The sequence below is a fragment of the Mesorhizobium sp. B2-3-10 genome (assembly GCF_006442275.1).
Classification (GTDB): Bacteria; Pseudomonadota; Alphaproteobacteria; order Rhizobiales; family Rhizobiaceae; genus Mesorhizobium; species Mesorhizobium australicum.
In genome coordinates, this window is the sequence record NZ_VFVT01000001.1 from 438,014 (window position 1) to 453,744 (window position 15,731).

Consider the following 15,731-nt stretch of genomic DNA (forward strand, 5'->3'; position numbering starts at 1 on the left):
ACCTTGAAAAACGTCCTTTTCGTCTGCAGCCAGAACCGCTTGCGCGGCCCGACCGCCGAGCAGGTGTTTTCCACGCGGCGCGACATCGAAGTCGCGTCGGCTGGCACCAATCATGACGCCAACACACCGCTGACCCACGAACTCGTCGGCTGGGCGGACATTATCTTTGTCATGGAGAAAACCCACCGGACGAAACTGCGGAAGCAGTTCAAGGCCAGCCTGAAGGCGGCCAAGGTGATCTGCCTCGATATCCCCGATGATTATGAATTCATGGACCCGGAGCTGATCGCGCTTCTAAAGGCGCGCGTGTCCCGGTATCTGGACTGAGCGCTTGCGTTCGCCATTTCGCCTTCGGCCGAACACCGTTGACCCCGAAGCCCATCTGCCCGAATTGTAGCGCGCAATTTCCCCGGCTCCGGACGTCATGGCCACGCGCGAACCACCCAAACCCACGGACGCCCCGCTCACCTTCGCGGTGCTGGTGTTCCCCGGCTTTCCGATGATGGCGTTCAGTTCCGTCATCGAGCCACTGCGCGCCGCCAACATACTGGCGAAGCGGGAATGCTACCGCTGGATCATCGTCGGGGCGACCCAGGGTCCGGTCGAGGCCTCGAACGGCGTCGTCATCCAGCCAGGCTTTTACGCCGAGGCAGCGCCCAAGGTCGACCGCATCGTGGTCTGCTCGGGCGGCGACGCCGATCATCTGATCGCCGAGGACGCCGCGAGCTGGATCCGCCGCAGCCTGCGCGCCGGCGCTCATATCGGCGCGGTCGCGGACGCGGCGTTCTTCCTCGCCCGCGCGGGCCTGCTCGACGGCCATGCCTGCACCTTGCACTGGACCAGCCAGGCCGCCTTCACCGAGGCGTTCCCCAACATCGAGCTGCGCCGCGATCTCTACGTCATCGACCGCAAGCGTTTTACCTCGGCCGGCGGCGTCGGCAGCCTCGACATGATGTTGGAGATCATCACCCGCGACTATGGCGCCGAGCTTGCCGCGGGCGTCGCCGAGTGGTTCGTGCACAGCCAATTGCGCTCGAGCGTCGACCGCAAGCTGATGCCGCTCAGGCTGCGCACCGGAGTGCAGAACGAGCTGGTGCTGTCGGCCATCGCCATCATGGAAGACGCGGTGGAGGAGCGGCTCGGCATGGCCGAGCTGACGGCGAAGCTCGGCGTTTCCTCCGACAAGCTCGAACGCTCGTTCCGCTCCGAACTCGCCATCTCGCCCAACGGCTATTATCGACGGCTCAGGCTGAAACGCGCCGCCGACCTGCTGGCGCATTCGACGCTTGCCGTGCGCGACGTGGCGCTGGCCTGCGGCTTTGCCTCGATGTCGAGCTTTGCGCGGGCCTTTAGGGAGGAGCATGGGCATGCGCCGAAGCTGGCGAGACGGCATTAGTCTTTCAGCGCGCAATCGCGGATGCTGCCTCGCCAGCATCTTTCATAAGCCAGCGGCATTCCGCACAGCCCACGCGGTTTTCGGCACAATTCCCCTGCTTCTCCTGCGCCATGGTCAAATCTTGCAACCACCCAAGGCCAGACACCATGAGCATCGTCGTTTTCGACCCCGACAGCACCGAGGACGTCGACTTCAAGGACCGCATGCGCCACCCGGCGGCGGCCGATCCGGCCGGCGGCATGTGGCTGTCGGACACCGAGCCGTCCTTCATCGATGCCGATGCCCTGCGCAAAGGCCGGCTCAACAAACTGCGCGGCTGGATGCGCGAGACCGGCTATGGCGGCGTCGTTTTGTTCGACCCCTACAACCAGCGCTATGCCACCGGCTCACGCAACATGTTCGGCTATTTCCTGCGCAACTCGACCCGTTATTTCTTCATTCCGACCGACGGTCCGATCGTGCTGTTCGAATATCCGCAGAGCTACCATGTCTCCATGGTGCTCGACACGATCGACGAGGCGCGTCCTTCCAAGCTCGTCTGGTCGTCGGTCTCGGGCCGCGACGACGAGACCGCCGGTCCCTTCGCCGACGAGATCGCCGAACTGCTGAAGCAGCATGGCGGCGGCTCGATGAAGCTGGGGCTCGACCGGTGCAGCCATCTGCAGGCGCTGGCGCTGGAGAAGCGCGGCTGCGAGGTCCGCGATTGCCAGGGCGAGATCCTGGCGGTGCGCGCCGTCAAGACGCCGGAGGAAGTCAAATGCCTGCAGGTATCGATGGCCGGCGCGGAAGCGGCCGTCTATGCGGTGCGCGAGGCGATCAAGCCCGGCGTTTCCGAAAACGATCTGTTCGCCATCATGTATGGCGAGGTCATCCGCCAGGGCGGCGAATTCATCGAGACGCGGCTACTGACCTCGGGCCAGCGCACCAATCCCTGGTTCAACGAGGCCAGCGGCCGCAAGATCCGGCCCGGCGAGTTGCTGGCGCTCGATACCGACACGATCGGCTGTTACGGCTATTATTCGGATTTTTCCCGCACCTTCCGCTGCGGGCCAGGCAGTCCGACCCCTTATCAGAAATCGCTCTACCGCATGGCGCATGATCAGGTTCAGCACAATATTTCGATCGTGAAGCCCGGCATGGCGTTCCGCGAGATCGCCGAGAAGGCGTGGAAAATTCCGGACCGCTTCGTCGACCAGCGCTACACCTCGGTCATGCACGGCGTCGGCATGCATGGCGAGACGCCGTTCATCGCGCACGCCATGGATTACGAGACCTATGGCCGCGACGGCCATATCGTGCCAGGCATGGTGGTGAGCGTGGAAAGCTATATTGGCGAGAAGGGCGGCCGCGAAGGCGTCAAGCTGGAGGACGAAATCCTGATCACCGAGACCGGCACCGAGCTTCTGTCGCGCTTTCCGTATGAGGATGAGTTTTTGGAGACGCAGGTTTGATGCCTTCTGCCCACCTCGCTGACGTGACCTTCGCGGCCGACTGGGCCTCCTATCGCTTCGTCATCCTAGGGCGAAGCAAGGAAGCAGCTCCAGAGGTCTCCGCGACGGAGCTTCGCTCCTGCTCCGCCCGTGGATGACGAAGGTGGGGAGGCGCCGGCCAATCGCCAGGGCCTGCGCCAGCTCGCTGAAAGGAACCGTGTTGGCCCGGACCCTATCCGCATGAAAGCCCCCATTTCCATCCGCCCCGACACGGTGGCCGCTGTGTTCATCGACCTGCAGGAAGAGCACCGGCGGGACAAGCGCTACCTTGTCGAGGGCTATGATAAACTCCTCGGCAACGTCCAGCGCCTGCAGGCGGCGGCGCGTCAAAACCATGTGCCGCTTCATCACTGGGCCTATATCGTCGATCTCGACAGCCAGGACCGGCCCTTCCATCCGGTCGGCGAAGACGGCAAGTCGGCCTTTTCCGACAAGAACGACCCGCTGACCGAGATCTGCCACGAGGTGGCGCCGGCGAATGGCGAGGCGCTGCTGATCAAGGCCGAGGCCAGCGCCTTCCGCTCTGGTCCGGCTGGCGACCGGCTCAAGGCTTCCGGCATCGAATGGCTCGTCATGGCTGGCGTGTGGACCGAGGCCTGTATCGACGCGTCGGTCAGGGATGCCGTGGCAAGGGGCTTTCGCGTGCTTTTGGTCAAGGACGCCTGCGGCAGCGGCAGCGCGGCCATGCACCAGACCGGCATCCTCAACCTTGCCAACCGGCTCTATGGCGGCGCGGTTACCGACACCGACGGCGCCTGCCGGCTGCTGGCCGGCGAGACGGTCACCGTCTGGCAGGTCGAAGGCTCGGTACCCCTGCGCTTCACTTTTGAAAACGCCGCCCGTCTCTATGCCGAGCTTTGACGTACCCCTCGGATTGAAATGACCAGCCGCGGCAAATATGGACCATGGCTCGACCCGGCGCTCTGGGCCTATATCGACAGCGTCAACGCCTGGTACCCGCTGGAGATTGCCGGCCTGCCGATCGACAAGCAGCGCGCGGTCTATGCGAGGATGTGCCGGGCCTTCCACCAGGGCCGTCCGCCCGGGGTCAAGGCCACCGACAGCCTGGTCGCCGCTTCGAACCATGATATCCCGGTCCGCCGTTACCGGCTCGCCGGCGCCACACCGCGCGCAACAGGGCTCTATTTCCACGGCGGCGGTTTCATCCTCGGCGGGCTCGAAAGCCATGACGACATCTGCGCCGAAATCTGCGCCGGCACCGGCTTCGACATTGTGTCGGTCGATTACCGGCTGGCGCCCGAGCATCTTCATCCCGCCGCCTTCGACGATGCGCTGGCGGCTTTCGAATGGGCGGCGGCGACCAGCGAGCCGCCGCTCGTGCTCTGCGGTGAAAGTGCGGGCGGCAATCTGGCGGCGGCGGTGGCACAGGCCACGCGTCGCCATCCGCGCGCCGCGATCGGCCAGGTGCTGATCTATCCCGACCTCGGCGGCAACGAGGCGATCGGCTCCTACGTGGAACACGCCGATGCGCCGCTGCTGTCGATAAGCGACGCCGCCTTCTACCGCGACGTCCGCTCAGCCCGGAAGCAATCGCCCGGCGATCCGACCTTCTCGCCGCTGCGCGACCGCGACTTTTCCGACCTGCCGCCAACGGTGATCATCACGGCCGAATGCGATCCGCTGTCGTCGGACGGCGAAGTCTATCGCGACCATATCCTGGAGGCCGGCGGCAAGGCCTGGTGGCATGAGGAGCCCCGCCTCGTGCACAGTTTCCTGCGCGCCCGCACGACCGTGCCGGCCGCAGCGGAGGCTTTTGCGCGCATCATTGCGGCCGTTGCCGCGCTGGGCCGGGGGGAATGGCCCTACTGAGACCACTCCTCGGACGGCTTTTATGAGGACAGCGCCTGGGCTGCTTCCTGGGGGGAGGTTTTCAGCCACAGCGCCTTTTCGCCGAGCGTCGCGACCATGGCGGTGTGCGCCGCGCGCTCCGCTTCGGTCAGGCGGGGCAGCAGCGGCGCCGGGCGCTCGGCAACGATGATCTCGATATGCCGGACATTGTTGCCGCCCTGGGCCGGCGCGGTGGCGCTGTCGAGGATCAGTGCGGCCTGCTTGCCGCCGATCAGCTCGATATAGACTTCCGCCAGCAATTCGGAATCGAGCAGGGCGCCGTGCTTGGTGCGCTTGGTGTTGTCGATGCCGTAGCGCCGGCACAGCGCGTCGAGCGAATTGGGTCCCATCGGGTGCTTGCGGCGCGCCAGTGCCAGCGTGTCGACGACAAGCCCGTTATCGACAGGCGGGTGGCCGAGCCGCCCGAATTCGACATTGAGGAAGCCGATATCGAAGGTGGCGTTGTGGGCGACCAGCTTGGCGCCTTCCGTGAATTTCAGCCATTCCTCGGCAATTTCGGCGAAGCTCGGCTTGCCCGCGAGATCGGCCGCGCTGATGCCGTGCACGGACTGCGCCTCGGCATGGATCGCGCGGCCTTGCGGGTTGATATAATGATGGAAGGTCCTGCCGGTCGGAAAGCGATTGACCAGCTCGACGCCGCCAAGCTCGATCACGCGGTCGTCACGCGAATCGAGGCCGGTGGTTTCCGTATCGAAAATGATCTCACGCATCGAATCAGGTCGCTCCTGGGAGCAGAATCGCCAGACCGGAACAAAATGGCAATGGGCAATGCTGACGGCCTGCCGTCAGCAGCCCGACTTATCCCTTGATTTCGGCAACAATCGAAGCAACCGCCGCACGCGCGGCGGCCAGCCCCTCGCCGGTGTCGATGACGAAATCGGCCAGCCGGCGCTTTTCGGCATCAGGCACCTGCCTGGCCAGAATCGACGCCAGTTTTTCCTCGTTCATGCCAGGCCGCGCCAGCACGCGCTGGCGCTGCACTTCGGCCGGCGCCGTCACCACGACGACCTTGTCGACGCGGCCACGGCCGCCGGTTTCGAACAGCAGCGGGATGTCGAGGACCACGAGCGATTCGCCCGCTTCACGATGCCTGGCCAGGAAGGCATCGGCATCGGCACGGACCAGCGGGTGGATGATGGCTTCGAGTTTTTTCAGCGCCGCGGCATCGCCGAGCACGCGAGCGCCGAGTTTTGCGCGGTCGACGCTTCCGCCAACCGTGGTGCCGGGAAAGGCGGCCTCGACCAGCGGGGCGGCCTTGCCGGCATAGAGGCGGTGCACCGTCTCGTCGGAATCATGCACCGGCACGCCTGCTTCGGCGAACATCCTGGCCGTGGTCGACTTGCCCATGCCGATCGAGCCGGTGAGGCCGAGCACGATCATGATTTCGGCACCCGGGATTTGGACACTAGATCGGCGACGATGAGCGCGCGCAGTTCAGCCGTCACCTTCGGCCTGACGCCGAACCAGCGTTCGAAGCCGGGCACCGCCTGGTTGAGCAGCATGCCGAGCCCGTCGACCGTCTTCAGCCCCCGTGCCCGCGCGGCGGCGAGCAGGGGGGTCTCGAGCGGCACATAGACGATGTCGTTGACCACGGCGTGGGCGGGCAGATCCCTGGGGTCGGCGGCCAGATCCCCGTTGCCCTGCATGCCCAGCGCCGTGGTGTTGACCAGCAGGCCGGCGTCGCGCAGCAATTCGCCGGTCGCCGCCAGGGGATGCGCGGACACCCCGGCGCCAAAGCGATCGCGCAATTCGATTGCCCGGGCGAGCGTGCGATTGACGATGCGGATATCACGGAGGCCGCGCGCCTTCAGCGCATGGATCACGGCACGGGCGGCGCCCCCGGCACCCAGCACCACGGCCGGGCCGTTGGCCGCCCAGCCCGGAGCGTGGTCGTCGAGATTGGCGGCAAAGCCGTGGCCGTCGGTGTTGCCGCCCCACAAAGTGCCGTCCTCGAACCAGAGCGTGTTGACGGCGCCGATCTCGTCGGCCGCATGGTCGCGGCGCGCGACCCCGGCAAAAGCCGCCTCCTTGTGCGGGATGGTGACGTTGCCGCCGCGATAACCGTTCGCCTGCAGCGTCGCCAGGAATTCGGCGAAATTTTCGGGCGCCACATCGATCGCCTGATAAGTGCCATCAATGCCATGCTCGGCCAGCCAGTGACCGTGGATCATCGGCGAGCGCGAATGTTTTATGGGGTGGCCGGTGACGAAGGCCTTTTTCGGGGTTTCAGCCATCGATGGCTCCCAGTGCGCGCAGTTCCGCCAGCAACGGCAGCAGCGGCAGGCCGACAATGGTAAAATGGTCGCCTTCGATTTTTTCGAATAGCTGGATGCCTTCGCCCTCGACCTGGTAGGCGCCGACACTCGACAATGCCTTGACGCCGACCCGGGCCAGATGCCGGCCGATGAAGGCGGGGTCGAGCTTGCGCATGGTCATCGAGGCGATGCCGACATGGCGCCACAGCACCTTGCCGTCGCGCACCAGAACGGCGGCGCTGTTGAGCTGATGGGTCTTGCCCGACAACGCCAGGAGATGGCGGCGCGCGCCCTCCATGTCCGCCGGCTTGTGGAAGACCTCGTCGCCCAAGGACAGCGTCTGGTCGCAGCCAAGCACCAGCGCCCCGGGCCGGCGCTCGCTGACTTCGGTGGCCTTGGCTTCGGCGAGCACCAGCGCGACGTCCTCGGGCGAGGCGCCGCTGTCCTGCAACGGCGCTTCCAGCGCCCGCTCGTCCAGCGTCGCGGGAACCGCCTCGATGTCGACACCGGCATCGACCAGCATCGCCTTGCGGAACGGGCTGCCTGAAGCGAGGATGATTTTTTCTGTCATTTTGCACTCGGGCGCAGACACAGGCGCGGTTGGAGTGTGAGCTGTTTTACTTTGTAAAGTTAGCGCCGCCCCTCATTGTCCTGCCGGACATTTCTCCCCGTATAGAGACGGGGAGAAAGGGCAGCTTCAACGCGGGCCCTCTTTCGGCCACGCTGGTGATTGGCGAAGCCATCGATGACGGGCCCCTCTCCCCGTCTCTATACGGGGAGAGGATGCCGGCAGGCAGGTGAGGGGCGGCGCTAACCTTCCGCGGCAAGCCTCGGAAAACCTCTTGGCTGATCTATCGCGTCTTCCCCCGCAGGGCAACGATGGCCGCCGCCGTTTCCTCGATCGAGCGGCGGCTGACGTCGATCATCGGCCAGCCATGGCGGGTGCAGATCTGGCGGGCATAGGCGAGTTCCTCGTTGATGGCGGCGCGGTCGACATACTCGGTTGGCACATAGGTGCTCGAATTGCCGAGGATGCGGTTCTGGCGCACATGCGAGATGCGCTCGGCGGTGGCGATCAGCCCGACGACCAGCGGCGCCCTGGCGTTGATCAGGCTTTCTGGCACCGGCACGCCGAGCACGATCGGGATATTGGCGGTCTTGATGCCGCGGTTGGCGAGATAGATGCTGGTCGGCGTCTTCGAGGTGCGCGATATGCCGATCAGCACGACATCAGCGTCATCCATGTTTGCCGGCAGCTGTCCGTCATCATGGTCCATGGTGAAGTTGAGCGCATCGATGCGCCGGAAATATTCGGCGTCGAGCACATGCTGGGCGCCGACGCGGCGGCCGGCCGGCGTCCCCAAATAGGACTGGAAGACCGTCAGCACCGGCTCCAGCACGGACACGCAGGGCAGGCCCATGGCCGCGCAGCGTTCGTCGATGCCGCGTGCCAGCTTCTGGTCGACCACCGTGTAGAGGATGATGCCAGGCTCCTCCTCTATGTCCTCGAACACCTTGGCTATCTGCTTTTCGGTGCGGATGAGCGGATAGATGTGCTCGATGGCCCGTGCATCCTTGTATTGCGCTGAAGCCGCGCGGCCGGCGGCGAGCAGGGTTTCGCCCGTGGCATCGGAAATCAGATGCAGGTGAAAGAAGCTCTGGGGTTTGTTCACAGGGATCACCTGGGGCTGTGGGCGGATGTGGATAAGATCGGACGGGCCGACGGGCCGGCCGGAGGCGACTGTATCAGATGCCGGTTTGTCCACAATTCGATGCGCTGTCAGCTTCTCCGGGCGGCTGGGGACAAGTCCGTGGACGAAGCGTTTTGCCTTTTGCTCGTCCACAGGGCAGGTCTCCAGGGCATCAGACCTAGCGCATTGACTCCAGTGGCGGATTCCTGATTGTCCCCAGAACCCTGCCAGCCGCGATCGGTAGTGCGCGACAATATGCTTGCTGGCGTTTTGGCGGCCAAAGCGGGACAGGTGACAACCACCACAACCAACAGACTCTTAGAATCAGAAGACTCTTTTAAAATAAGATATTTGATTAAGAGGAAGCCGGGAGAGGCGAGCGCTCGATGCCTGCAAGACGGATCATGCTGGATGTGCTGAAAGGCGAGGCGGTGTTTCCTCCTCCGCTCTGGATGATGCGACAGGCCGGGCGCTATCTGCCGGAATATCGTGAGACGCGAAGACGGGCCGGCTCGTTCCTTGATCTCTGCTACGATCCCGAGCTTGCCGTGGAAGTGACGCTGCAGCCGATCGAGCGCTTTGGCTTCGACGCTTCGATCGTGTTTTCGGACATCCTTGTCGTTCCCCATGCGCTTGGCCGCGACGTGCGCTTCGAGGAAGGGCGTGGGCCGCTGCTGACGCCGATTTCGGCGGCCGAGATTCCGGCGCTGGAAAGCGATGTGTTTCACGTGAATCTCGAACCGGTCTACGAGACGCTTCGCCGGCTGCGGGCGAAATTGCCCGACGAGACGACGCTGATCGGCTTTTGCGGCGCGCCGTGGACGGTGGCGACCTATATGATCGCCGGCCACGGCACCCCGGACCAGGCACCGGCGCGGCTGTTCGCCTACCGCGAGCCGGCGGCGTTTCGGCAGCTGCTGAAAGCGCTCGCCGACCATTCGGCGTCCTATCTGATCCGGCAGATCGAGGCCGGGGCGGATGTCGTGCAGATTTTCGATTCCTGGTCGGGGGTGCTCGACGATGCCTCGTTCGAACGCTTCTGCGTCGAGCCGGTGGCCGAGATCGTCAGGCAGGTTCGGGCGGTCCATCCCGATGTGCCGATCATCGGTTTTCCCAAGGGCGCCGGCGCCCGCTACCAGAGCTATCGCGAGAAGACCGGCGTGACGGGACTGGGCATCGACTGGACGGTGCCGCTGGAGGCCGCGAAGGCGTTGCAGCGGCAAGGCGCCGTCCAGGGCAATCTCGATCCCTTGCGGCTGGTCGCCGGCGGGCAAGCGTTGGCCGATGGCGTCGAGGCGATCCTCCAGGCGCTGGGGAATGGGCCGCTGGTCTTCAATCTCGGCCACGGCATCACGCCGGAGACGCCGGTGGCGCATGTCGAGGCGATGGTGAAACAGGTTCGGAGCGCGGCACGCTGATGGCTGACAGAGATAACACCAACAGCACCGGCCAGGCGATGAAGCGCATGGTCGTTGGCATCGCCGTCCTGATCGTTCTCACCGCGCTTTTGTTTTTCTTCGCGCCGGAAAGCTTCTACCCCTGGGCAAAGGCGATCCATATCCTCGCCGTCATCTCCTGGATGGCCGGGATGCTTTATCTGCCGCGGCTGTTCGTCTATCACGTCGATGCGCAGAAAGGCTCCGTGCAGTCGGAGACTTTCAAAGTGATGGAGCGGCGCCTGCTGCGCGGCATCATCAATCCGGCGATGATCCTCACCTGGGTGTTCGGGCTGTGGCTGGCCTGGAAGATTTTTGCGTTCCAGGGCGGCTGGTTGCATGCCAAGATCGGCCTGGTGCTGATTTTGTCGGGCATTCACGGCTATCTGGCCGGCGCGGTGCGCAAATTCGCCGAGGACCGCAACGAAAAGCCGGCAAGGCACTGGCGGATCGTCAATGAGATCCCCACATTGCTGATGATCGCAATCGTGATCCTGGTCGTCGTGAAGCCCTTCTGAGGCTTCATCGGACCCGCTCAAAAGGCGGCTTGCTCTTTCAGCCGACCGACGATACAAGACGGGTCTTCCTTCCCGTCATGCGCCGCCCGTCATTGCTTTCGGCCGCGCCCGGCATTTGTCGCATCCCGCCGATCTTTCCCCCAAAGCCTACCCAGAGTCCGTCTAATGCAAGAAATGAAACTCACCGAGTTCAAGAACAAGAAGCCGCCAGAGCTGATCGCTTATGCCGAATCGCTCGAGGTCGAGAACGCCAGCGTCATGCGCAAGCAGGAACTGATGTTCGCGATCCTGAAGAAGCTCGCCGCCCAGGACATCGAGATCATCGGTGACGGCGTGGTCGAGGTGCTGCAGGACGGTTTCGGCTTCCTGCGCTCCGCCAATGCCAATTATCTGCCAGGTCCCGACGACATCTACATCTCGCCGTCGCAGATCCGGCGCTTTTCGCTGAAGACCGGCGATACGGTCGAAGGGCCGATCCGCAGCCCGAAGGAGGGCGAGCGCTATTTCGCGCTGCTCAAGGTCAACACGATCAATTTCGACGATCCCGAAAAGATCCGCCACAAGATCCACTTCGACAATCTGACGCCGCTCTACCCGACCTCGCGGCTGAAGATGGAGGTCGACAATCCGCCCGGCAAGGACATCTCGCCTCGCGTCATCGACCTGGTGGCGCCGATCGGCAAGGGCCAGCGCGCGCTGATCAACGCACAGCCGCGCACCGGCAAGACGGTGCTGTTGCAGAACATCGCGCACTCGATCACCGCCAATCATCCGGAATGCTACCTGATCGTGCTGCTGATCGACGAGCGGCCCGAGGAAGTCACCGATATGCAGCGTTCGGTCAAAGGCGAAGTCATCTCCTCGACCTTCGACGAGCCGGCGGTGCGCCACGTCCAGGTCGCCGAAATGGTCATCGAGAAGGCCAAGCGGCTGGTCGAGCACGGCCGCGATGTGGTGATCCTTCTGGATTCGATCACTCGCCTGGGCCGCGCCTACAACACCGTCGTGCCGTCCTCCGGCAAGGTGCTGACCGGTGGTGTCGACGCCAATGCGCTGCAGCGCCCGAAGCGTTTCTTCGGCGCCGCGCGCAACATCGAGGAAGGCGGCTCGCTCACCATCATCGCCACCGCGCTGATCGACACCGGCAGCCGCATGGACGAAGTCATCTTCGAAGAGTTCAAGGGCACCGGCAACTGCGAAATCCAGCTCGACCGCAAGGTGGCGGACAAGCGCATCTATCCGGCCATCGACATCCTCAAATCCGGCACCCGCAAGGAAGACCTGCTGGTGTCGCGCCAGGACCTGCAGAAGATCTTCGTGCTGCGCCGCATCCTGGCGCCGATGGGAACCACCGACGCGATCGAGTTCCTGATCGACAAGCTGAAGCAGACCAAGACCAACGGCGATTTCTTCGATTCGATGAACACGTAATCGAGGCGCGGCAGAGCCTTATCTTCGTCATCCTCGGATCAAGCCCGAGGATGACGAATCACTTTCGCCGCAACAATCCTTCCAATTCGTCAGCATCCGTAACCACCGGCAGGCAGACCTGGCCGGTGCACAACCAGGCGCCGCGCCGGTTGGTCGGAGGCAGGATTCCGCCGGGAAGCAAGGGTCGATTCGCCGCCGTACCGATTGGCACGACGATATCGACGCGACGCGGATCCGGGTTTCGATTCGCCACCGGAATAAGCTTCGGATCCTCCAGCCCGTCCACGATGACCAGTTTCAGCGGCTCGAGGGCAAGCGCGCAGGCATTGACGATACCCGCCTGGCCATAGGCCTGGTGCGCCGCTCGGCCGGCAGCATGCTCGGCCGTTTTCCACGCCTTCTCCTGCAAGTCGAGGTTGCCGGTAATAGAAGCCAGCCGGACCTGGGCCTCGATAATCTGGCTGGTGGCCGAGGGGATGGCCTCGTCGACATCGCCCCTGATGCGGATCGGCACGTCGGTGCTGTCCGAGGCGGTCAGATAGTAGCCGGTGCCTTCTACGTCGGCGTGCCAATGGTCGAGCCGTTCAAGGAACTGGCTGGCCTGCTCGACGTAGCTCCAGTCCTCAGTGGCCTCGAACAGCGAGATTGCCGCGTTGGTCATGGCGGCATAGTCGCTCGACAGTGCGGGAAACAGTTTCCGGACACCAAGCATGGAATGCGGCAAGCGACCGTCGCGGCCGGCTTTGCCGATATGGGCAAAGGCCTTGGCCGCGGCCTCGATCCAATCCGGCCGCGCCAGCGAACGCCCCGCCTCGGCGAGGGCGGCGATCATCAGGCCGTTCCAGTCGGTAAGGGTCTTTGCGTCCAGGCCCGGCCTGACGCGTTGTTCCCGGACAGTGAGAAGCCTTGTCTTGAGCGGGACAAGCCGCTCCCGGTCGGCAACACCAAACGCCTGCTGGGAGAGGGTCTGATGGAGCACCGGCTTACCTTCCCATCCGGGCGGGCTGGAAAGGCTGAAGTACTTGAAAAACAAGGTTGAATCGTCTCCAAGAACGGATTCGATCTCCCCCCTGCTCCAGGTGTAGAACAGGCCTTCCTCGCCATCGCTATCGGCATCGAGGCTGGCGGCGAAGGCGCCGCCTTCGACACGCATTTCGCGCAGCAGCCAGTCGACGGTATCCTCGATTCGGACCCGGAACAAATCATTGCCGGTCGCCGCGAGGGCCCAGTTGCAGAAGCGGATGAGCTGCGCATTGTCGTAGAGCATCTTCTCGAAATGCGGCACCAGCCATTCGGCGTCCGTCGAGTAGCGGCTGAGCCCGCCGCCGATGTGATCGTAGATGCCGCCGCTCAGCATATGTTCGAGGCTGACGAGGACGTCGTCGCGATGCGCGGCATTGCCGTCGCGCAGCCAGGACAGCCACAGCGTCTGCATGAACGGCGCGTTCGGGAATTTCGGCGCGCCGGCGAGGCCGCCGCGGTCGCGGTCGATCATGCCACTGACGCGGCCGGCAAGGTCGGACAGCATATCGCGATCGAGAAGTGCCTTGGAATGCGTGGCCGAGAGCCGCGCCTCGACATGCGAGGTCAGGCCGTCGGCGCTCTGGTGCAGGCTTGCCCGTTTCTCGCGCCATGCCTTGTCGACCGCTTCCATCACCTGGATGAACCCCGGACGGCCATAGCGCGGCTCGCGCGGGAAATAGGTGCCGCCCCAGAACGGTTTGCCATCGGGGGTCAGGAACATGGTCAGCGGCCAGCCGCCTTGCTCGCCCATCGAGGACAGGGCCGCCATATAGATCTGGTCAATGTCGGGTCGCTCCTCGCGGTCCACCTTGATATTGACGAACAGACGGTTCATGACGGCGGCGACGTCGTCATTCTCGAAGCTTTCATGGGCCATGACATGGCACCAATGGCAGGCGGCGTATCCGACGGAGAGCAGGATAGGCCTGTCCAGCGCCTTTGCCTCTTCCAGCGATGCCGGTGACCATCCCCGCCAATGTACGGGGTTGCCGCTGTGCTGCTGCAGATAGGGGCTGGCCCGTCGGCAAGCAGGTTTTGCGCGGGCAATGTCACAATGGCCAACTTTCAGGAGCGATCCGGGGCGGTGATGAGGCGAAAGCTAGGGCGGTTCGGTAGAGCGGGCAAATGATTTCAGGCGATTCGATCGTGGCGCTGTCGAGCGGCCGGCTTCCGGCCGGAGTCGCGGTGCTGCGGATATCCGGCCCGCGGACTCGATTCGTAGTTGAAACGATCGCCGGGGGCATGGTTATGGCACGGGCTGCGGTCCTGCGCAGATTCAGGGCTCCGGATGGAACCGTGCTCGATAACGGCTTGGTCCTGTTCTTTCCCGGTCCGGCGAGCTTCACCGGCGAGGATGTCGCCGAGTTCCATGTTCATGGCGGGCGCGCCGTGGTGGCCAGGATGCTGGAAACGATCGCTGATTTCGACGGCGTCAGGCATGCCGAGCCGGGAGAATTCACGCGCCGCGCCTTCTTCAACGGCAAGGTCGATCTGGTCGAGACGGAGGCGCTGGCGGACCTCGTCAATGCGGAAACCGAGGCGCAGCGGCGTTTTGCCATCCAGAACGCCGGGGGCGCGCAGAGCGCGCTCTACCTCGGCTGGCGTCGGCGGCTGATCCATGCGCGGGCCATGATCGAGGCCGAGATCGACTTTGCCGAGGAAGACGATGTACCAGGTTCCGTTTCGGATACGGTTTGGTCCGACGTGAGGTCGATGATCTCGGAGATCGACCGCCACATCGCCGGCTTCCATGCCGCCGAGATCATCCGCGACGGCTTCGAGGTCGTCATTCTTGGCGCGCCCAATGCCGGCAAGTCCAGCCTGTTCAATGCCTTGGCGCGGCGCGATGCCGCTATTGTAACGGATGAACCCGGCACCACCCGAGATTTGCTGGAGGTGGTGCTGGATCTCCGGGGCTTGCGTGTCCGGCTGACCGACACGGCCGGGTTGCGGGAAGCGCCTGGCAAAATCGAGGCGATCGGCATCGAGAAGGCAAGAGCCAAAGCGGATCGCGCCGATCTGCTGCTGCTGCTCGAGGACGCCGCGGACCCCAAGGACGCCGGTCCGCTGCCGATGTCGACGCCGGCATTGCGCGTCGGCACCAAGCTCGACCTGCTCGATAGGAGAGCGACTCAGGATGGGCGCTACGAGTTTGGTATATCGGTGGTCGACGGGACGGGTGTGGATGGATTGCTGGCGGAGATTGGTCGCCGCGCTGCCGAGGCGGCCGGCGATAGCGGCGATGTGCTGCCATCACGGCTACGCCATGTCGAGTTGCTCGACGCGGCGAACCGGCATCTGCACCGCGCCGCCGATGAACGCATGCCTCAGGAGTTGCGCGCCGAAGAGCTGCGCCTGGCAGCGGATCGCCTGGGACGGATAGTGGGTGCGGTGGAGGTCGAAGACTTGCTCGACGTGATCTTTTCCCAGTTCTGCATTGGAAAATGACTCACGTGAAACATTATGGCTGCCGAAGCTCGTGTTGACTCACGTGAAACAATCAAACGGTAATTCACGTGAAACGCCGCTAGAAGCGGGGTTTGGCTGTTTCACGTGAAACGCCTGCGCGGAAGTTTTCTTGACAGTCCCGCCTCGCGGGCACATGTGTCGCTCATCTTCTTC

At 64.1% G+C, this 15,731-nt stretch carries 14 protein-coding genes and 1 pseudogene; 9 read left to right on the top strand and 6 right to left on the bottom strand.

Annotated elements, in window-relative coordinates:
• Window positions 1-3 precede the first annotated feature (3 nt).
• From FJ943_RS02240 to FJ943_RS02260, 5 genes are all read left to right on the top strand, one after another.
• Window positions 4-327, top strand: a complete 324-nt coding sequence (locus FJ943_RS02240) for a low molecular weight protein tyrosine phosphatase family protein (RefSeq protein WP_140719556.1) — start codon at window positions 4-6, stop codon at window positions 325-327.
• Window positions 328-424: 97 nt separating this feature from the next.
• Complete coding sequence (locus FJ943_RS02245; RefSeq protein ID WP_140719558.1) at window positions 425-1,396, top strand: GlxA family transcriptional regulator; 972 nt, start codon at window positions 425-427, stop codon at window positions 1,394-1,396.
• A gap of 146 nt (window positions 1,397-1,542) precedes the next feature.
• Complete coding sequence (locus FJ943_RS02250; RefSeq protein ID WP_140719560.1) at window positions 1,543-2,847, top strand: Xaa-Pro peptidase family protein; 1,305 nt, start codon at window positions 1,543-1,545, stop codon at window positions 2,845-2,847.
• Between the two features lie 219 nt (window positions 2,848-3,066).
• Window positions 3,067-3,747, top strand: a complete 681-nt coding sequence (locus FJ943_RS02255; protein WP_140719562.1) for an isochorismatase family protein — start codon at window positions 3,067-3,069, stop codon at window positions 3,745-3,747.
• Between the two features lie 18 nt (window positions 3,748-3,765).
• Window positions 3,766-4,716, top strand: coding sequence for an alpha/beta hydrolase (locus FJ943_RS02260; RefSeq protein WP_140719564.1), 951 nt, complete (start codon window positions 3,766-3,768; stop codon window positions 4,714-4,716).
• A gap of 20 nt (window positions 4,717-4,736) precedes the next feature.
• Here FJ943_RS02260 and dnaQ read toward each other — a convergent pair whose 3' ends face one another.
• From dnaQ to FJ943_RS02290, 5 genes are all read right to left on the bottom strand, one after another.
• On the bottom strand, window positions 4,737-5,465 hold the full coding sequence (gene dnaQ, locus FJ943_RS02265) for a DNA polymerase III subunit epsilon (protein WP_140719566.1): 729 nt from the start codon (window positions 5,463-5,465) through the stop codon (window positions 4,737-4,739).
• A gap of 88 nt (window positions 5,466-5,553) precedes the next feature.
• Window positions 5,554-6,135 (bottom strand): dephospho-CoA kinase, encoded by a 582-nt coding sequence (gene coaE, locus FJ943_RS02270; protein WP_140719568.1) that lies wholly within the window; start codon window positions 6,133-6,135, stop codon window positions 5,554-5,556.
• Complete coding sequence (locus FJ943_RS02275) at window positions 6,132-6,989, bottom strand: shikimate dehydrogenase (RefSeq protein WP_140719570.1); 858 nt, start codon at window positions 6,987-6,989, stop codon at window positions 6,132-6,134. Before FJ943_RS02275 ends, coaE begins: the two co-directional genes overlap by 4 nt.
• On the bottom strand, window positions 6,982-7,581 hold the full coding sequence (locus FJ943_RS02280; RefSeq protein ID WP_140660365.1) for a Maf-like protein: 600 nt from the start codon (window positions 7,579-7,581) through the stop codon (window positions 6,982-6,984). The genes FJ943_RS02275 and FJ943_RS02280 overlap by 8 nt, the downstream gene beginning before the upstream one ends.
• A 280-nt stretch (window positions 7,582-7,861) precedes the next feature.
• Window positions 7,862-8,683: a pyruvate, water dikinase regulatory protein gene (locus FJ943_RS02290; RefSeq protein ID WP_140719574.1), complete on the bottom strand. Its 822-nt coding sequence runs from the start codon at window positions 8,681-8,683 to the stop codon at window positions 7,862-7,864.
• A 404-nt stretch (window positions 8,684-9,087) separates the two neighbouring features.
• Between FJ943_RS02290 and hemE the strand changes: the two genes are divergently transcribed.
• The 3 genes from hemE (at window position 9,088) to rho (ending at window position 12,086) form a co-directional block, all read left to right on the top strand.
• Window positions 9,088-10,119, top strand: coding sequence for a uroporphyrinogen decarboxylase (gene hemE, locus FJ943_RS02295; RefSeq protein WP_140719576.1), 1,032 nt, complete (start codon window positions 9,088-9,090; stop codon window positions 10,117-10,119).
• Window positions 10,119-10,655, top strand: a complete 537-nt coding sequence (gene hemJ / locus FJ943_RS02300) for a protoporphyrinogen oxidase HemJ (RefSeq protein ID WP_140719578.1) — start codon at window positions 10,119-10,121, stop codon at window positions 10,653-10,655. Before hemE ends, hemJ begins: the two co-directional genes overlap by 1 nt.
• A 165-nt stretch (window positions 10,656-10,820) precedes the next feature.
• Entirely contained in the window at window positions 10,821-12,086 is a 1,266-nt protein-coding gene (rho, locus tag FJ943_RS02305) for a transcription termination factor Rho (RefSeq protein ID WP_015314810.1), read from the top strand.
• 58 nt (window positions 12,087-12,144) lie between these two features.
• Here rho and FJ943_RS02310 read toward each other — a convergent pair.
• A pseudogene (locus tag FJ943_RS02310) lies at window positions 12,145-14,162 on the bottom strand (thioredoxin domain-containing protein).
• Between the two features lie 72 nt (window positions 14,163-14,234).
• Here FJ943_RS02310 and mnmE point away from each other — a divergent pair.
• A complete protein-coding gene (gene mnmE, locus FJ943_RS02315; protein ID WP_140719582.1) occupies window positions 14,235-15,557 on the top strand; it encodes a tRNA uridine-5-carboxymethylaminomethyl(34) synthesis GTPase MnmE in 1,323 nt (440 codons plus the stop codon).
• The last annotated feature ends 174 nt before the right edge of the window (window positions 15,558-15,731 follow it).